The sequence below is a fragment of the Methanobacterium sp. SMA-27 genome (genome assembly GCF_000744455.1).
In the GTDB taxonomy this organism is placed as follows: domain Archaea; phylum Methanobacteriota; class Methanobacteria; order Methanobacteriales; family Methanobacteriaceae; genus Methanobacterium_B.
Genome location: NZ_JQLY01000001.1, coordinates 337420 through 356417, shown reverse-complemented (window position 1 = coordinate 356417; position 18998 = coordinate 337420). Strand labels below are relative to the sequence as shown.

Genomic DNA, 18998 nt, shown 5'->3' with positions numbered 1-18998 from the left:
TTATGGTTCCTCCTCTTTCTTCTCATTTATATCATTTAATTGTTCTCGAGCCTTGGCAATTGCAATAAGAGGAGGAACCCCTTTGGGGCATACTCTGCGACAATTTCCATAAAATTCACATGCCCACCATCCCTCCGGAATATTGGCACGTTCAAGTCTGTCTGTTCCTTCTTTTTCCCTTGGATCGATGTGGAATCTGTATAGTTTCGCAAGTGCAGCAGGCCCCAAATAATCTGGATTCTTTCCATCTATTGGACATGACCCAAAACATGCTCCACATAATATACAGTTGGTGTATAACTCTAATTCGGGTATTGCTGATGGATCCATTAATCTTTCTTTTTCAGGTGTTTTGTCAGCTGGTTTAAACACAGGCTCCACAAATTTATAGTAATTAAAAAATGATGTTGTATCAACTATTAGATCCCTGATTACAGGAAAATTAGGAAGTGGCTCAACTAAAATTTCTTCTTCGGGATTCCATTTTACAGTTTCTTCAATAGCAGGGAATTGTGATAATGGAATTTTGAGTTCACCCTTGATTAATGATGCTACTTGTGTTCTGCATGCAAGCCTTGGCACTTTATTTATTAGCATTGCACATGTTCCACATACAGCACCCCTGCATGAATAGTGAAATGCGATAGAATCATCAAATTGCTGTTGAAATTGGAATAAAGCCCCCAATACAGTCATACCAGGATCTGATTTTAGTTTGAATGTATCATAGCGAGGTTCTTTCATTCCATCATGGTATCTGTAAACCTTCAGTTTCATTAGTAAACACGCTCCTTTGGTTCAAACATTCCAAGAATAACGGGTTTATATGTAATATCGACTTCTTCACCATTTAAAATTGAAACTGTGTGTTTAAGAAAGTTGACATCATCACGTTCAGGATGATCTATCCTAGTATGAGAACCACGACTTTCCTTTCGTTCAATGGCACTGAGTGCGATAATTTCTGCTAATTTAAGCATACCATCAACTTCTAAAAACTGTATGAGTGACTGATTAAAAGGTTTCTCCTTATTAATTGGAGAAAGCATAGAAAATTGTTCCTGTAAATTTTTAATCTCAACAAGTCCATCATCCATTCCATCAGAATCACGAAATATTCCGAATTTATTAAACATAATGTCTGTAATGGCATTTTTTACCCGAAAAAAGTTTCCATTATCCTTACGATCCATTATATCGCCTATTTTGTCTTCAATATCAATTATAGCCAACTTTATAGGTTCGATGTCTGGTTCTAGATGGATCGGATTATCTTCAATAATTTTATCAGCAACCAATCTTCCATATACTACAGTTTCAAGCAGTGAATTACCTCCTAACCTGTTTGCACCATGTACACTAATACATGCACATTCGCCAGCAGCATACAATCCAGGTAATATTGTAGCTCCATTAATATCAACGTCTATTCCGCCCATTGAGTAGTGCTGGCCTGGTTGAACTGGAACTGGATCATCGATTGGATCAACTCCTGCAAAATCCATAGCTATCAGTCGTATCCCGGGTAACCGTTCCATAATACGATCCGCACCTAAATGAGTTAAATCTAAATTAACATAACCTCCATCAAATCCCCTTCCTTCTCTAATTTCAGTTTCAATTGATCTTGCAACAACATCACGAGGTGCCAGATCCAATGAGTTGGGTGCATAATGTTCCATGAAACGCTCCCCATTACTGTTTAAAAGAATTCCTCCCTCACCACGTGCCCCTTCACTCATTAAAATATTGGTACCGTAAAGGGTTGTAGGGTGGAACTGTACAAATTCCATATCTTTCAAAGGCACACCCGCATTTAGTGCAAGTGTATGACCATCTCCTGTATTTATTAGGGCATTGGTTGATCTGCTGAATATTCTTCCAAATCCGCCTGTAGCCATAAGAACTGCTTTTGAAACAAATCCATGTACAGTTCCTGTCTTAATATCAATGGCCGTGCACCCATTACATCTCCCCCTATCCTGTACCAGTGATGTTACAAAAAATTCCTCATATACTGGGATATCCCTATCAGATAACTGTTCATATAATGTGTTAAGAGCATTATGACCAGTACGATCGGCAGCATAACAAGTTCTGGGAAATCCTGCCCCTCCAAATGGGCGTTGAGCTATTTTTCCGTTTTCCAGTCTAGACCACACCGTTCCCATGTGTTCAAGTTCTATCACTGTTGAAGTTGCCTCACGACACATTAGTTCAACTGCATCCTGATCTGCTAAATAATCTGATCCCTTGACAGTATCGTAGGCATGCATTTCCCAGCTATCATTTTTACCGTCTTCTCCCGGAACATTTCCAAGAGAAGCATTCATTCCTCCTTGAGCAGCAACAGAGTGGGATCTCAAAGGATGGACCTTTGAAATAATAGCTCCATTGAGCCCTGCATCTGCTATTTGGATAGCTGCCCTGAGCCCAGTTAATCCACCACCAATTATTATTACTTCATGACTATGAATGGTTGCTTGTGGGCTTGAACCGCTCTTTTCCTTTGCATCATCATGGTTTAAAGATTTAGTTACAATAACGTTAACCCCTCCCAAATAATTAGATCTAAATTTATTCTCCTTATTACTTTTTGATGGATATACAATTCTATTTTACTAAATCATGACTTATTAGTATCATATTACATTTTTAATATATTGAAAATTGTTTTTTTAAATGGAACTCCATGTTTAAACTCTATATTCGTTTAATTTGTAATTTCGAGAATTAATAATTTTTGAATTTTTTATTCTTCAAGGTTAACTTCACAAAAATCAGATATATGAAAGTGAACTTTATTTAACAATCAATAGCACATTATAGTCGTATTAAATACCAGATATGTATTTAATTAAATTATTTAAGTGTAATTAAATGTTTTTATAAATTATTAATCCAATATATCTATTTAAAAATTAAAATAGTGAAAAATAAGATTTTATATCCAATTTATGATTGTATTCATAAGTTAAAACTCCAATTATCAAATATATGTTTTTCCTACGAAGTTTTTATATAATCCTACAGACTTATCTCTAATTAAAAGTGAGTGTTTTTCAATTAGAAGTGTCTAGTAATAATTAGTAAAAACAGAAAGCAAAAATTATGGTAAACATTCTGTTCATTGAATAGTTTTTATAAAAAAATATTAAAGAAATTAATGGAGTTTAAAATGAATTCAAAAATTGGAGATCTCATATACGCTGGTAAAGCAAAAGACGTGTACGAAACAGACAATCCAACACAGGTTATAGTTAAATTCAGAGATGATATAACTGCCGGGGACGGGATTAAAAGTGAAAGCCTTGTTAAAAAGGGTTTTTATAATTCTGTGATCTCTTCAAAGTTTTTTGAAGTTTTAGAAAAATCTGGAATTAAAACACAGTACATAGAACTGATTAAACCCGGTTATATGTTATGCAAAAAATTAGATATGATACCCCTCGAGGTTATAACTCGAAATATAGCAGCAGGCAGCCTTATAAAAAAATTTCCTTTCACCGATAAACAGGAATTAAATCCCCCTGTAATACAGATGGACTATAAAAACGATGAATATCATGACCCCATGTTAAACGATTCCATAACAATTGCCTTAGGTCTTGCAACACAGCAAGAACTTGATGGTATAAGAGATATTACCCTTAAAATCAACGCTGTATTAAAGGATTTCCTCTTAGAGAGAGATATCCTATTCCCTGATTTTAAGATTGAATATGGTTTTGATTTCCAGGGAAATATAGTACTGGGAGATGAGATTAGTCCAGATACATGCAGATTTTGGGACTCAAAAACATGGGAAGTTCTTGATAAGGATTTGTTTAGAAAGGGTGAATCAGGTGTTATGGATGCCTACATGAAGGTCGCATCTATGATACTCAGCAATGAAGATAAGGAAAAATGGAATATCAATCTTTAAACAAACAAAGTTTAAGAATTATAATTCTAAAAAAAAATATTTTTAGATATTTAATTAGGGATCAGATATCTTAATAGACGAATTTAAATTTATTAGTTAATTCCAAAAAAAGAAATGGTGATGCAATGAAATATGATGCAGAGGTTAAAATTAGTCTGAAAAAGGGTATGTTAAATCCTGAAGCAGCAACTATACAGAGAGCTCTGGCCTTACTTGATTATAATGTAGAAAATACAGCTACAGTTGATATGATTAAGTTTACAATTGAAGGATCAGATCAGGAACTTGTTAAAAAAGAAGTGGATGAAATGTGCCAGAGACTGCTCTGCAATCCTGTGATCCACGATTATACCATTAAAATATCTCCAAAAGAGGAATAAAAGATGAAAGTTGGGATAATAAGATTTCCTGGGTCAAACTGTGATAGGGATGTTTTCCATGCACTTGAACTTGCAGGGGCCAAACCAGAATATATCTGGTGGAGCAAGAGAGATCTTTCAGACTTTGAAGCCATAGTGATACCTGGAGGATTTTCTTATGGAGATTATCTCCGTGCAGGAGCCATAGCAGCAATCACCCCTGTGATAACTGGCATTAAAGACTGTGTTAAAGAGGAAAAACCTGTTCTTGGAATATGTAACGGTGCCCAAATACTTGCAGAGGTTGGACTGGTGCCCGGTGTTTTTACTGAAAACCAGAATGCCAAATTCATTTGCAAATGGACAGAACTCAAGGTTAACAGTAACAGAACACCGTTTACAAGTATGTATAAAAAGAACGAAGTAATAAATATGCCAATAGCCCATGCTGAAGGTCGTTACTATACCGAAAATCTTAAAAAACTACATGAAAATGATCAGATAATACTTTCATTTGAATCTGAAAATCCAAACGGGTCAATGGAAGCCATTACAGGAGTATGTGATGAAGAGGGATTGGTATGTGCAGTCATGCCCCATCCTGAAAGAGCTTCAGAAACTATTTTAGGATCTGATGACGGTTTAAAATTCTTTAGTGGAATGGTTAAATATTGAAGCCATCCCATTTCATGAAACTATAGCATATTGATTATAATAGAAGAGGGTATATGATTTTTTTTTAAGGTTATTATGCCCTTAAAAATTAATTTAATTATTTATTTGATTCAAATAATCAAACTTAAAAATCCAAGGTGAAAACATGGTAGTATATTTGGTTGGTGCTGGACCTGGAGATCCAGACCTTATAACTCTTAAAGCCGTTAAGGCCCTAAAAAAAGCTAATGTGGTAATTTACGACAGACTTGCAAATAATGAAATTTTAAAGTATGCAGAAAATGCTGATCTCATTTATGTAGGTAAAAAAGCAGGAGAACATTACAAAAAACAGGACGAAATAAACCAAATACTCATTGATCAAGGTAAAAAACACGAAAATGTTGTTAGATTAAAGGGTGGAGATCCATTTGTATTTGGTAGGGGCGGAGAAGAAATGCTGGCTCTGTTAGAAGAAGGGATATGTGTGGAATTCATTCCAGGAGTCACTTCTGCCATTGGTGTACCAACATCTTCAGGACTTCCAGTTACACACAGAGGTGTTGCAACTTCATTAACAATAGTTACAGGACATGAAGACCCTACAAAGCCTAATAAACAGGTTAAATGGGATTTTAAAGCAGATACAATAATTATTCTTATGGGTATTGGACTGCTTGAAGAAAACACTAAGGAGATAATGAAGTACAAAGATCCAAAAACTCCTGTCTGCGTTATTGAAAATGGTACATCTCCAGATCAGAGAATTATAACAGGAACACTCGAAGATATCACTCAGAATCGTATAAACACTCCTGCATTGGTAATTGTAGGTAAGGTAGTGGATGTTTTTAAGGAATCTTTACTTAAAAAGGCTAAACTCGAAAAGGTTGAAGGTAAATGAAGGGTAGTGAATTTGAGGGGAAAGTAATAGGTATAACACGTCCTGCTGAAAGGGTTGCTGAAGCAGTGAACATTGTTGAAGCTCATGGTGGAAAGGCATTTGTTGCACCTACTTTGGAACTCCAAGTTTCAAATTCCCAGTCTCTAAAAAACTTGTGTAAAATGGCAGGAAAGCTTGACTGGTTAATATTCACTTCCCCAACAGCAATTATATCATTATTCAAACATTGTAATGATCTTAAAGAGAGACTGAATCCTGATTGTAAGATAGCTGTAATAGGTCCCAGAACTGGGAAATTCCTGGAAGAAAAGGGCTTAAAAGTAGATATGGTGCCAGAGGATTATACTGCAGAAGGGCTTCTGGAGGTTTATCAAGGATTAGAACTCAATAATAAACTTATAGGACTTCCCAGAACATTATCTGCAAGGGATTCACTTCCAGCTGGACTGGAAAAAATGGGTGCGCATGTTTTCATTGCCGAAGCCTACAGATCCGAACTTCCAGAAAATAAAGATAATGTTGAAAATTTAATAAAAAACATAATCAACGGAAAAATTGATGCAATAACATTTACAAGTACTTTAACCGTGCAAAATTTGCTAGAAATTGCTAAGGAAGAGGATAAGGAGAGATTACTCGAAAAGTTTAGGAATGGGAATGTTGCTGTAGCTGCAATAGGTCCTGTTACAGCCAGACCCCTGTTAGAACAGGGTATTCCTGTTTTGATTCCTGAGGAATATACTGTTAAAGCTATGCTAGAAAAGTTAATGAATTATATAGAATTAATAAAATGATGAAAACTAATGGTTATTGTATAATATATTTCAGGTGAGTTTTATTATGAAAGCAATAATTTGGCCAGTTTACATTGATTCAAAGAAAACTAAACATGAAGGAAGAAAAATTTCAATAGAACATGCTGTAAGTTCTCCTAAGATTCGAGAAATTTCAAAGGCAGCTGAAAAGCTTGGTTTAAATCCTGAAGTAGATAAAAATAAATCATATTCTAGATCCTGGTGGGAAATCTCAGGGAGAGTTACAGTGGATAAGACAATGCCCAAAAAGGAAATCCTGATCAAAATAAGTAATATGATTAAGGGAACCCGATCAAAATAACTTTATAATAAAATATTTTTAATACCCTAGAACGGAGTTAACATGCTTGAATCTGATAATTCAATGAACTTATCCTTTAATAAAGCACATGAATTGATTAAGAAATCCGAAGACATTAAAATATATACCCATATAGACTGTGATGGTGTTACAGCAGGTGCTATATTGTCTTCAATGCTTGATAGACTTGAAAAGGATCATGAAATAGAATTTATTAGTCTTGATAAGATAGACGATCTTAAAGCAGAAAATGAAGTTACAATATTTTCTGATCTTGGATCTGGACAAGATCTGACCGAATTTTGTACCTCAGCATCAAAAACCCTGATCCTTGACCATCATCCACCAATCAGGAAGATTGGACATTCAATGAATGGAGAACTAGTAGAATTAAATCCACATTTCCATAATATTGATGGATCCTATGAAATTTCTGGTGGAGGAATGAGCTATCTCCTTGCAAGAACATTTGGATTTCAAGATCTAAGCTGGATGGGTGTTTTAAGTGCTGTTGGAGATATGCAAAACAGTTTTAATGGAAAGATGGTGGGTTTAAACCATGGTATACTCAATGAAAGCATAAAACATCAATTGGTTGAATCAAAAAACGATCTTGCAATCTACGGAAGACAAACCCGACCAATATTTGTTGCATTATCCTATTTTGGAGATGTGAATCTACCCATAACCAATAATAAAACAGAATGCCTTCTTCTTTTAAATAAACTTGATATTCCAACTAAAAATGGTAGAAAACACAGATCATTATGTGATTTGAGTGTTGAAGAAAAGGGTAGGCTATTTTCTGAGCTGGTCCGTATGTTGAGTTTGGAAGTTCCTTCCAAATATGTTAAATACGTACCAAAATTAATATCTGGAGATTCGTATGAGTTTTTAGAAGAAGAAAAATATTCCCCACTTAGGGATGCTAGTGAATTCTCAACTGCTGTTAATGCGTGTGGAAGACATAACCACCATAAAGTTGCATTAAACGTATTAAAAGGAGACAGAGGTGCGGGACTTGATGAAATGGAACATCTTGCTCTCGGACACCGTCGTTACCTTGCTCAAAAAATGAATTGGATAAGGGGAGACGACAGAATAATCCCCCTCAACAATATACAGTACTTTGAAGGAAGTGAAATAAAGAGTGAAGTAATCGGAACCATAGCAGGCATGATATTAAGTTATGGTGATTGGAGAAAACCAATTATAGGTTTTACACCAATTGGAGAAGACAAGGAAGGAATAAAAGTTTCATTACGATGTTCAAGATTACTTGCATACAATGGTATACACTTTGGAAATTTAATTAGAAAGGTTGCAAAGAAAGTTGGTGGGACAGGAGGGGGACATTCTGTTGCCTGTGGAGCGTATATACCTGAGGGCAGTACCGATAAATTTTTGAACCTCTTTGATGAAAGTTTGAAAGGATTGATTTAAATAAGTGGGGAGTAAACCATGAAGGTTTTCAAGAAAAAGGGCGAACTCACAAGATTCCAAATACTAGCAGAGATAGCAAGAGAACAACCCCATTTAAGACAGAAGGACATAGCTAAAAAGCTTGATATTACTGTGCAGGCTGTTTCAGAAAATATAAAGAGTCTTGTTGATGATGGCTTCGTTGAAACAGGTATGGGTAATGCCAGATATAAGATAACCAAACGAGGCATTGAAAAGGTTAAAAATGAAGCTGTAAACCTTAGAAAATATGCAGATAATGTACTGGATACCATGAATACTTATAAATCAGTATGGCCGGCATTAGCCAGGGAAAATATGAAAACTGGTGAAACAGTATGGTTAGAAATGGATAAAGGCACATTATATGCTGGAAAAGAAAAAAAATCTGCCTATGCTGAAGTTTTAAATTCAGCTTCTAAGGGGGATGATGTTGCCCTTATTAAACTTGGAGGTACAATTAAACTCCAACCCGGACATGTGGTTATAATACAGGTTCCAACCATTAACGAAGGAGGGTCCAGGGCATGCAACATGGGAGAGATCGAAGAAATTTATGCACGTGGATTTGATAGGATTGGAATCATGGGCACAGTTTCAAGAGCTGTGACAAACAAAATTGGAATCCAAACTGATTTTGAATTCGCAACTCCATATGCAACTGTTGCAGCTGCAAAAAGGGGACTTAATGTGTTGGTATTTGCTGTTGGAAAAATGAGTAAGAGTTTGACAAAAAAATTAGAACATGAAGGATTGAGATATAGTATAGAAAATGTTTCATCGGAAGAATTTCAAAAATAATGGATTCAAAGGAATCTACATCCATAAGAATCAATTTTAGAAATTATAACGTTATCAAGAGTTGTATCTGGTGTTTCAGATAGTGCAAATGCTGTATTTCCAAGCATTGCCATTGATGCACCCATACTTTCTTCTTGAAGAATATTTATAATGTCGGATACTTCAGTACTAAGAAGTCCTGTTTCCATTGCAAATTTATTTGATAGTTTAAGGAAAAATTCGGGAACAGGATTTTTTAATAACATGCTTAACATGTTTCTGCCTGTGTTGTTGATTCTTTTTTTGTGGATTGGATCACCGATTATTTCTGATGTTTCAATACCCCCTAAACTCTTGCATATTACATATAAATCCTTTTTTAATATCATTTTGTCTGTTACGCCAAATCCTGGAGCTCCTTCTTTTATTCTTAATGTGATACCTCCATTTACCTCGGCAATCACATCCCCCAATCCGCTTTCCATTTCAATTTCTGCAAGATGAGCTATGCTTGTGGCTTTATTATAGGTTATATCTAATTCAAGAATCTTTGCTATTGAAAGGGCAGTTCCAAGTGCACATGCTGCTGAGGTTCCAAATCCTGCACCTATGGGTACTTCTAATACATGATCAATACTGATTGACTTTTCCTCAACGAGTTTACTAATATTAAATTCCCTTTCCATAATCTCAATTATTTTAAAGGTTATGGTAGTATTTCTAACATCTTCCTCTCCATTAATGGTTACACTAGTCTTTAAACTATCTGAGGAATTCGTATCAAATATTTTAAGATTGGTAATTACACCCTTATCCATTGCTACACCTGCACCACAGGATCCTCTCTTTAATGGGTTTTGATTATCAATTATTTCAAAAAATCCGGTTATATGAGATGGTGCGAAAATAGAACATTTCATTTTTATCACTATAATATAGTTATGAATTGGATACCTTTATTCTTTTTTATAGGGATATTACTTGCTCCAGGAAAAACTCAAGTCTCCAACAAGACATATAGTTTTATTAAAGTAATTAAGGTAATTTTGAACTGAAAATATACTTGACTATTGGTTTGAAAAGTAATTAACAGTTTAATATTTATCTAAGCATTAATAATTCTCATTAGCTTTTTTATTCAAACTACAAACTGTTCTTAAATTCAGATATCCCTTATTTCTAATTAATTTTAAATATTTCAAATTGAAAAGAAAGAAAGATGTTGGTGTTGAAATCTAATGGAAGTGCATATTCAAATGATCACATTATTACTGACTTTAACTTTTTAAATAATAAAATAATGTTTTATGTGAGATTCATGTATTGTACAAATAAGTTTAGAATTGTTAGATATAATTTTATGAAAGAATAATCAAAAGTTTAGTATATCATGAAGATCCTATTCAAACATGAGAAAAATGTGTTAACCTTTTCGACTGAAAAGAATAACCCATAAATAATCAAATAGAGGTAATGGAGGATTCCATATTAAAAAAAGAATAGATCTCCACACACACAGTATATTCAGCGATGGTGAACTTTTACCATCAGAAATAGCACGACGTGCTCAGGTATTAAATCACAGTGCTGTTGCAATAACAGACCATGTTGATGCATCTAATATTGAGTGTGTTGGTAAAGTAATAAATGCAGTTATAGACATAAGGGACAACTGGGACATAGAAATTATTCCAGGAGCAGAAATAACCCATGCACCTGCCGAAATTATTGATAAACTTGCCCATCAAGCAAGGAAGTTTGGTGCAGAAATTGTTGTTGTACATGGTGAAACAATTGTTGAACCTGTGATTGAAGGAACTAACTGGAGTGCAGTTAACTGTCCCGAAGTAGATATCCTCGCACATCCTGGCCTTATAACAGTTGAAGAAGTAGAAGTTGCCAAGGAAAATGGTATTGCTCTAGAAATAAGTTCCAGAAGAGGGCATTGTCTTGGAAATGGACATGTTGCAAAGCTGGCAATTGATGTAGGGGCAGATCTGGTTATTAACACAGATACACATATGCCTGGAGATCTTATATCCTATGAAATGGCTTATAAAATAGGTCTAGGTGCAGGATTACATGATAAAGAGATAAAAAAAGCTTTAAAAGATAATCCTGAGAGGATTCTAAGAAAAAAAGGTTTGTTAAAGTAGATCTTTAGAAAGATATGAGGTGGATTTATGAACAATACAATACTCGGAATATGTTATATAATTGTTGCACTTTTAATAGTTGTTGTAAAATATGCAATACCCCAGTTCTTTGATATTTTAATCTGGTTAGTTGCAATTGGTTTAGCCGCAATTGGAGTTTATATGATAATGAAAAAACCTTAGCAAATTAATTTATTGGGAGATAACTTGATATTCTAAAATTAGGTCTTCTTCCAAATTGTAACTTTTTTTTAATTTGAGTTTTACAGCATCCTTCATGTATTGGACTCCATCACCATCTGCAAGTGTTTTAGCTTCCTTTCCCCCTGCTATCATTGGAGCTATGCAAACACGAACTTCAGATACAAGATCTCCAATTATCATTGAGTAATTTAGAGTTGATCCTCCCTCTAACATAAGTGTTTTAACACCTTTTAAAGCAAGTTTTTCCATTAGTAAATCAAGATCAACATGATTCTTGCCGCAAACAATTACTTCTGCTTTTTCACCCAACTTTTCAATTTTTTCAGAATCAGCAATCTCTGAAACTGCAATTATTGTTGGAGCATCCGAATTTAAAACCCTTGAAAAGAGCGGTGTTCTAGCCTTGCTGTCAATAACAACTCTCAATGGATTATCTTCTGGACTTGCCTGAATTTTATGAACTGTGAGTTTTGGATCATCGGCTAACACAGTATTTATCCCCACCATTATAGCATCAACTTTTTTACGAAGTTCATGAACCCGCAATAGATCCATTTTACCCGATATCTCAGAACTGCCTGTTTTAGTTGCTATTTTCCCATCAAGGGTCATTGCACAGTTCAGAATTACATATGGTTTTTTAATGTTTTCTGTTGTCATTTGGTATCCACAACACAGTATTTTTGAATTTGTAAGTATATTGTTTATTATCTTTATTTACTACTGAGGTAAATTTAATGATATTACATATAGGTTTGTTGAAAATATGATTTTAATCATAATTAGCTAAACTCTTTAAATTATATCAAAATCATAATGCCACTATTTAAAAATAGATAAGATAAATTATCAGACTCTAAGCTGATTTTTTTACTCATAATTTAACTTATTTTATATAAATTATTAAAGTTAAAAAAAAAGCATCTTCATTTTATTTTATACCTAGAACATCTCCCATGTCACTTATTTTTCCTTCAGAAGCTCCAACAACATATCTTACTGATTTAATTACTCCCGTTACAAATACTTGTCTGCTATGTGCTCTATGGACAATTTCAATTCGCTCTCCTTCGCCGGCAAAAAGTACGGTATGATCTCCAACGATATCCCCTCCACGAACTGCATGCATTCCTATTTCTCCAGAAGTTCGTGCACCTACAATTCCTTGCCTACCATAGACGTAAGTTTCATCTTTATTTTTTCTAAGTGCCTCAGCTATAATTTCATAAGTTTTAACAGCAGTTCCTGAAGGGGCATCCACTTTATTTTTATGATGAGCTTCTATTATTTCAATATCATAATCATTAAGAATCTTTGCAAGGTCTTCAATGATTTTAAAGAACGCATTCACACCTACTGCCATGTTTGGAGCGATAACTGCTTTTATCTTATTTCCTTCGATAGATCTTTTTATTTCATCCATTTGCTCTTCTGAAAATCCAGTTGTACCTACAACTACATTAACATCACAATCTGCAGAAGTTTTGATTGTATCCACAGCTGCATTTGCTTTAGTAAAATCAACCAGAACATCTGGTTTCTTTTCCTTTAAAACTTCAGCAAGTTTCTGGGCACCCTTTACTTGAACATCAATCATTCCTACACCTATTACTTCACCAATATCCTTTCCTTCAAAAGGAGTATTTGGTGTCCCTACAGCTGCAACTACTTTCATATCTTCCTGTTTAAGTATGGATTTAATAATTTTGGAAGCCATTCTTCCACCTGCGCCTGTTACAGCTACTCTAATCATTTTATCAATCTCCATTTATAAATTTAAATAAATCCTGATTTACAATTATTTAAGTCATTTTATTAATATTAATGAATTATATTTTAATAAATGACTATGAGGAATAAAATTAAATAAAAAGAAGTTATTTCGCTTTTTCTAGCTGTCCTTCACTAACTTCTTCTTGAGTTATAAGCATATCCCCTAAAGGTATTTCTTTAAGGAAGAACGCAACAACCAGCCCTACAAATGATAATAAAATAGCTACGATGAAAATATTCTGGATAGAAAGTACCAAAGCTTGAGTTTTACTAAATGTAACTGCGGTTGAACTTCCTAAAGTGAAATTCATTATATATCCAAATATTGGAACGAATACTATAGTGCCTACATTTCTGAAAAACCGCATAGAAGCTGTTACAATACCTATTTCTCGAAGGGTAAATGCATTCTGCACTGCTACATTGAATATGTTATAAGCCATTCCCGAACCAATACCAAGGACAGTTGAATATGCTAATAACAGATAATATGGTGTATTCACATTCATTGTAGCAAGAAGCATAACTCCTATTCCTGTTATAACAAATTCAACAATGACAAGCTTTTTATATTTTCCTGTCCTTGATATGATTTGTCCAGTGATTATTGAGGTTATTGTAAGACTTAAAAACATAGGAATCATTATAAGTCCAGAATTTGTAGCACTCATACCTAAAACGCCTTGTGCAAATAATGGGACATAAATTATCCCACTAAACATCAATGCACTTGCTATAAAACTTTCTAATGATGATACATTAAATATTGAATTTTTAAAAAGATTTAAAGGCAAAATAGGTTCTACTGCTTTTTTCTCAGCCAATGCAAACATGAATATTGAAAATAAAATGAGTACAGCTATCTCATCTAACGGATATTTATTTATATCTCCTGCAAGTGTTATTGCAAGGAAAATTGTGCTTAAAGCTAATGTAAAGGTGATGATCCCCGAATAATCAATGACTTTTTTAACATCTGGCAATTTAAAGTTTGGAAGCGAATAAAGAATCATGGTTATTGCAGCGATCCCAACTGGAACATTTATAAAAAACACCCATCCCCAACCGAAGGAATCTGTAATTACACCACCAATAATTGGCCCCAAAACGTCTGCAAGACCAAACACTGATGCGAGTATCCCCATATATTTGGCCCTTTCTCTGGGGCTGAAAATTTCTCCAACCACTATAAATGGTAGGGATATTAAAATTCCTCCACCAATTCCCTGAAGTCCTCTAAATAGGATCAATTGAAACATATTGGTTGCAAAACCACACATGACTGAAGTTATAACAAATGTGATGATCCCTGCAATCAAAATATGTTTCCTACCGTAAATATCCGATAATTTACCAAAAAGGATTATTGCGATGGTTGAAGACAACATATAAGATGTAAATGGCCATACATAATATTCCATACCATGTAGACTATTAATAACCTTAGGCATAGCTGTTGCCATGATTGAATAATCAAATGCAGCTACAAGGAGCCCAACCATCAATCCAGCCATAATCATGTTTATCTGATCTTTAGTTAGGTCATATTGGCTTTCATAATTCATAATTTCACTCTTGTGGCCTAGTTATAGATAATACGCTTAATATTTTTAGCGATTCATTTAAGGGTTTAAATTTATTTTTAATTACATGATTTACTAAAAAAATATAATAATTATTGAAAAATCATTCTTCCTTAAAGAACATTTTAGTTCGCATTTCTCCTAAATTAGAAACTATACGGGACAAGTCACTTCCAGGAATACTAATCATAATATCTTCTTGATCGAGATCCATATTTTTCCTTGCAGCAACGTCGCCGAATCCATAAGTGACTTTTCCAGTCATATAAGGAGTTGCAGCCATTGAACTGCATATCGGAACTGCGTCAGCACCTAGTCCATGTTCTCCAGAATCATAAGCATTTGCATGTAGTATTTCCATTCCCTGTTTCGCATTACATATCATAAATATCACATCTGGTTCAAATTCTGCCTTATTTAAGGGAGCGAAAACGACTGCATTAAAAATTCCAGGATTTATGTATGTTTCATCTTTCCTTGAACGTTGCACTGCAGGAATATCCTTATATAATCCTTTTGGAACCATAAATGCACCGCTTTGTACATTTGCAGAGTATTCACGTATGTCCTTAAGTCCAGAATATCTTGCACTACCCATACATCCCTCTTCCTCAGCAGTTGAATAGAACATTTCGCCTTTCATGGCTTTCATAAGTTTTGTGCAAAAACTTGATTTTTCTTCTTCCTTTTCAACATTTTTTGGCTCTTTTACAGACCATTTTATGGCCACTGGTTCATTTTCCAATTTTAGAAATTCATTCAATTTTTCCCCAAATTCATTATAATCCATATTTAACACCTCTATTATTGCATTTTTTGCTCTATTCTTACTTATTTAATATTTTCTGACAACATATGAAGGAATAGATCTCCTGTATCATTGGTAAATTTCTGTTCATTAATTCCCTTGCTTTCCAATATTTCTTTACTCCAACTCCCCATATTCACCATACCATTGATGATCACCGATAGGAGGACAGTTGCTTCCACAGGATCCACATCTGGTCTGATTTCACCATCATTTTTACCTGTTTGTATTGAATCTATTCCTATGAACATTAATTCTTTAAATAATCCCCTTACTTCTTGAAATTCTTCACTACTGTTCAGTTTATTCATATCAAATTGTTTTTTATTATTTGTAGGAGAATACAACATCCTTAAACAATTAGGATATTTCTTAGAAAACTCCCTGGTTGCATTTATGTATAATATTAACTTTTCTAAACCAGTTTTTCCTTTTTTTACTTCCTCTTTAACCATTTCAACCCAAATTTGTATACCACGTAATTCTATGGCAAAGTACAATGCTTCTTTATTTTTAAAATAAAGATAAAGTGTACTTTTACCAAGACCAATATTTTCTGCTATTTCATCCATTGAGACTTCATCAAAGTCTCTATCAACAAACAATTTTCTAGCTGCATTAATAATATCATTTCGACGTTGTTCTCTTTCTCTTTCTTTCCATTTTCCAAGTGACATACTTTTCACCTATCAATAATGAATTTAGATCTTATCTATGACTAAGAATTTTGTATATGACTCTGAGTCAGGTATATGAATAGTAGTTATTTAGATTATATAAAGTTTTTGGTCCAAAATATAATTTTTAATATGATATAGAAAAATTTCTTACAAAAAAAATGATTTACTTATTCCTGAAAGTTTATTTTTAGTTAAATAGAAATAAGAAAAAGAAAACCAAAGAATATAAAAAATCAGTTAATGAAATTGATATCAGAATAATTGAAACACCTATAAAAAAATGGAGATTTAAGGTGTAAAGCTTGTAAAATAAATTTCTTGGATTTAACACTTTATAATATCTGAAATTGAATCAAGTATATAAAAATTAAGTGTATTATTAGGAGGTTTGAATTTGGTAGACAGATACAGTAAGGGTTTAAAGAATCTTGAAAAAATACATCCAGAGGCAAGCAAAGCCCTTATGGAAAACTTAAAGGATATAGCACCTGATCTTGGACGTTTCGTTATTGAATTTCCATATGGGGATGTTTATGAACGCCCTGGTCTTGACCTGAAATCCAGGGAGATCGCAACTATTGCAGCCCTCACAGCAATAGGTGATACAAAACCAGAACTCAAAGATCATATAAAAGGTGCTCTGAATGTTGGATGCAACAGACAAGAAGTTATTGAAGTAATTATTCAAATGGCAGTTTATGCAGGATTTCCTCGGGCAATAAATGGGATAAACATTGCAAAAGAAGTATTTAATGAAATAGATGGAAAAAAATGATATTTATTTATTAATATTCCCAAAATATTCAATCAAATATTAAATATTTTTTTAGCACTTTTTTCCGTTATTTTACCAACTTTAGCAGGGGTTAAATCTTTTTTTCCCGCTATTACTTTAATAGCTTCCTCAACAAATGCAGGTTCATTCCTAATTCCCTTAAATGGTGATAGATAGGGGCTGTCTGTTTCGGTTAATAAATTTGAAATTGGGATTTCCTTTGCAAGTTTTTTATGGTGATCTGAAAAACATACTATGGTAGAAAGAGACAGAAAGTATCCTTCTTCAACAATAAGCTCAGCTGTTTCCATATCTCCCCCATAACAGTGAAAAACAACGTCTTTAAGTGATGATGTCTTTTTCACCATTGCAAGAGCTTTCTTCTCAGCAGCCCTTGCATGGATTACTAGTGGAAGTTCATATTCCTCTGCCATTTCAATAAAAATTCCAAATATTTTTTCTTGTTTTTTTCTATGGTTAACATCGGTTACTTCATGATAATCCAGGCCTGTTTCGCCTATTCCAACTGCAAGATCTATATTATCCTCTATCTCGTTTAATGCCTGTTTAATTATTGATGAATCTGCTTTTGAAGTTTTTGACGGGTGAAATCCAAGGGTTGAATATAAAAATCCACTGTAATCTTCTTGAAGCTTTAATGTTCTTCGATTACCCCCCAAACTAGCTCCAGAGTTTATTATTGCATTAAGCTTATTTTTTGCTCGTTCCATTACTTCATTTCTGTTCTTATTGTATTCCTTAAAATCAACATGACAATGGGTATCAATCATAAATATTCACCAGTTAGTATTGAAAAAAGTTTAAATTTAGGATATTTTTATTTTTTTTGGATTAACTCAAGATTTATGATCATATCTTATACTAAATTCCAAAACGTCTTTCTCTCTGTTGATAGGATCTTAATGCCCTTAAAAAATCTACTTTTCGTAGTTCTGGCCATAAACTATCACAGAAATAAAGTTCAGAGTACGATGACTGCCATAACAAGAACCCACTTAATCTTTCTTCTCCACTGGTTCTTATAATCAGGTTTGGATCTTCAAGACCTGCAGTGTATAAATTTTCATTGACCATTCTCTCGTCTATATCTTCTATGGATACTTTACCATCTTCAACTTCATTAACAATCTGTTTTATAGCATCTACTATTTCTAAACGGCCATCATATCCTATTGCTATATTAACGAGCCTTTTATCGTAGGAAGCTGTTGATTCTTCTGCTATTTCAATTGCCTTTCTCACATCTTCAGGAAGAAGTTCTCTTTTGCCAACAGCCTTTATTCTAACCTTATTTTTGTGGATCTTTTCGTTCTGTGCTATTCCCTCGAAATTTTCCTTAAATAGATTCATGAGGCCCCTGACTTCATTTTCAGGCCTATTAAAGTTCTCAATTGAGAAAGCATACACAGTAACTATTTCTATTTCAAGATCAACACACCAGTCTAGGAATTTTTCAAGAGTGCCTATTCCTCTTTTGTGACCTTCTATAGTGTCAATATTCCCCTGGATCTTTGAAAATCTTCTATTACCATCCATTATTATTGCAACATGTTTTGGAAGGTTTTCACGTGTGAGATTTCTGGATATATACCATTCATAAACTTTATAAACAGGTTTTAAAACTGACATTTTCAACTCCTTTTGTTTCATTTATATCCTATGAAAATATTATGCTCATCAAAATTAAGTTGGATATTTATTATTTAGATTTTATATTGTACTGAATAGTATAAATGTAATTTTAGTTTTTTTATAGATATAGGAAGAAATACTTTATAGTTAATGAAACCCCATTTTTA

General features: G+C 33.7%; 21 protein-coding genes. 11 read left to right on the top strand and 10 right to left on the bottom strand.

Features of this window, described 5'->3' with window-relative positions:
- The gene (locus DL91_RS01830; RefSeq protein ID WP_048189997.1) at window positions 1-777 is read right to left on the bottom strand and encodes a succinate dehydrogenase/fumarate reductase iron-sulfur subunit; all 777 of its coding nucleotides are present in this window, start codon (window positions 775-777) and stop codon (window positions 1-3) included.
- Window positions 777-2561: an FAD-binding protein gene (locus DL91_RS01825; RefSeq protein WP_197050577.1), complete on the bottom strand. Its 1785-nt coding sequence runs from the start codon at window positions 2559-2561 to the stop codon at window positions 777-779. The genes DL91_RS01830 and DL91_RS01825 overlap by 1 nt, the downstream gene beginning before the upstream one ends.
- A 617-nt stretch (window positions 2562-3178) precedes the next feature.
- Between DL91_RS01825 and purC the strand changes: the two genes are divergently transcribed.
- The 8 genes from purC to DL91_RS01785 all read left to right on the top strand — a co-directional run bounded on the left by purC (window position 3179) and on the right by DL91_RS01785 (window position 9220).
- Window positions 3179-3925 (top strand): phosphoribosylaminoimidazolesuccinocarboxamide synthase, encoded by a 747-nt coding sequence (purC, locus tag DL91_RS01820; protein ID WP_081882566.1) that lies wholly within the window; start codon window positions 3179-3181, stop codon window positions 3923-3925.
- A gap of 125 nt (window positions 3926-4050) precedes the next feature.
- Window positions 4051-4305 (top strand): phosphoribosylformylglycinamidine synthase subunit PurS, encoded by a 255-nt coding sequence (gene purS / locus DL91_RS01815; RefSeq protein WP_048189995.1) that lies wholly within the window; start codon window positions 4051-4053, stop codon window positions 4303-4305.
- A 3-nt stretch (window positions 4306-4308) separates the two neighbouring features.
- A complete protein-coding gene (gene purQ / locus DL91_RS01810) occupies window positions 4309-4959 on the top strand; it encodes a phosphoribosylformylglycinamidine synthase subunit PurQ (protein WP_048189994.1) in 651 nt (216 codons plus the stop codon).
- A gap of 145 nt (window positions 4960-5104) precedes the next feature.
- On the top strand, window positions 5105-5842 hold the full coding sequence (cobA, locus tag DL91_RS01805) for a uroporphyrinogen-III C-methyltransferase (RefSeq protein WP_048189993.1): 738 nt from the start codon (window positions 5105-5107) through the stop codon (window positions 5840-5842).
- Entirely contained in the window at window positions 5839-6636 is a 798-nt protein-coding gene (locus DL91_RS01800) for a uroporphyrinogen-III synthase (protein WP_048189992.1), read from the top strand. The genes cobA and DL91_RS01800 overlap by 4 nt, the downstream gene beginning before the upstream one ends.
- 46 nt (window positions 6637-6682) lie before the next feature.
- Window positions 6683-6958: a signal recognition particle protein Srp19 gene (locus DL91_RS01795; RefSeq protein ID WP_048189991.1), complete on the top strand. Its 276-nt coding sequence runs from the start codon at window positions 6683-6685 to the stop codon at window positions 6956-6958.
- Window positions 6959-7000: 42 nt separating this feature from the next.
- Complete coding sequence (gene recJ / locus DL91_RS01790; RefSeq protein WP_048189990.1) at window positions 7001-8401, top strand: single-stranded-DNA-specific exonuclease RecJ; 1401 nt, start codon at window positions 7001-7003, stop codon at window positions 8399-8401.
- An 18-nt stretch (window positions 8402-8419) separates the two neighbouring features.
- Window positions 8420-9220, top strand: a complete 801-nt coding sequence (locus DL91_RS01785; RefSeq protein ID WP_048189989.1) for a MarR family transcriptional regulator — start codon at window positions 8420-8422, stop codon at window positions 9218-9220.
- A gap of 5 nt (window positions 9221-9225) precedes the next feature.
- Here DL91_RS01785 and DL91_RS01780 read toward each other — a convergent pair whose 3' ends face one another.
- Window positions 9226-10119: a pantoate kinase gene (locus tag DL91_RS01780; protein WP_048189988.1), complete on the bottom strand. Its 894-nt coding sequence runs from the start codon at window positions 10117-10119 to the stop codon at window positions 9226-9228.
- Window positions 10120-10686: 567 nt separating this feature from the next.
- Between DL91_RS01780 and DL91_RS01775 the strand changes: the two genes are divergently transcribed.
- Both DL91_RS01775 and DL91_RS13770 read left to right on the top strand, forming a co-directional pair.
- Window positions 10687-11355, top strand: a complete 669-nt coding sequence (locus DL91_RS01775; protein WP_048189987.1) for a histidinol phosphate phosphatase domain-containing protein — start codon at window positions 10687-10689, stop codon at window positions 11353-11355.
- Between the two features lie 27 nt (window positions 11356-11382).
- Window positions 11383-11538 (top strand): hypothetical protein, encoded by a 156-nt coding sequence (locus DL91_RS13770; RefSeq protein ID WP_197050576.1) that lies wholly within the window; start codon window positions 11383-11385, stop codon window positions 11536-11538.
- A 9-nt stretch (window positions 11539-11547) separates the two neighbouring features.
- Here DL91_RS13770 and DL91_RS01770 read toward each other — a convergent pair whose 3' ends face one another.
- The 5 genes from DL91_RS01770 to DL91_RS01750 all read right to left on the bottom strand — a co-directional run bounded on the left by DL91_RS01770 (window position 11548) and on the right by DL91_RS01750 (window position 16400).
- Window positions 11548-12219 carry a 2,5-diamino-6-(ribosylamino)-4(3H)-pyrimidinone 5'-phosphate reductase gene (locus DL91_RS01770; RefSeq protein WP_048189986.1) on the bottom strand — a complete coding sequence of 224 codons (672 nt, stop codon included), beginning with the start codon at window positions 12217-12219 and terminating at the stop codon, window positions 11548-11550.
- Window positions 12220-12490: 271 nt separating this feature from the next.
- Window positions 12491-13312, bottom strand: a complete 822-nt coding sequence (gene dapB / locus DL91_RS01765) for a 4-hydroxy-tetrahydrodipicolinate reductase (RefSeq protein ID WP_048189985.1) — start codon at window positions 13310-13312, stop codon at window positions 12491-12493.
- Between the two features lie 124 nt (window positions 13313-13436).
- Window positions 13437-14897: an MDR family MFS transporter gene (locus DL91_RS01760; protein WP_048189984.1), complete on the bottom strand. Its 1461-nt coding sequence runs from the start codon at window positions 14895-14897 to the stop codon at window positions 13437-13439.
- Window positions 14898-15018: 121 nt separating this feature from the next.
- A complete protein-coding gene (locus DL91_RS01755) occupies window positions 15019-15705 on the bottom strand; it encodes a DUF169 domain-containing protein (protein ID WP_048189983.1) in 687 nt (228 codons plus the stop codon).
- 41 nt (window positions 15706-15746) lie between these two features.
- Complete coding sequence (locus tag DL91_RS01750; protein WP_048189982.1) at window positions 15747-16400, bottom strand: TetR/AcrR family transcriptional regulator; 654 nt, start codon at window positions 16398-16400, stop codon at window positions 15747-15749.
- A 397-nt stretch (window positions 16401-16797) separates the two neighbouring features.
- Here DL91_RS01750 and DL91_RS01745 point away from each other — a divergent pair, with 397 nt between their 5' ends.
- Window positions 16798-17178 (top strand): carboxymuconolactone decarboxylase family protein, encoded by a 381-nt coding sequence (locus DL91_RS01745; protein WP_048189981.1) that lies wholly within the window; start codon window positions 16798-16800, stop codon window positions 17176-17178.
- A gap of 32 nt (window positions 17179-17210) precedes the next feature.
- Here DL91_RS01745 and DL91_RS01740 read toward each other — a convergent pair whose 3' ends face one another.
- A complete protein-coding gene (locus DL91_RS01740) occupies window positions 17211-17969 on the bottom strand; it encodes a YchF/TatD family DNA exonuclease (protein WP_048189980.1) in 759 nt (252 codons plus the stop codon).
- 91 nt (window positions 17970-18060) lie between these two features.
- The gene (gene uppS / locus DL91_RS01735) at window positions 18061-18828 is read right to left on the bottom strand and encodes a polyprenyl diphosphate synthase (RefSeq protein WP_048189979.1); all 768 of its coding nucleotides are present in this window, start codon (window positions 18826-18828) and stop codon (window positions 18061-18063) included.
- Window positions 18829-18998: the final 170 nt, after the last annotated feature.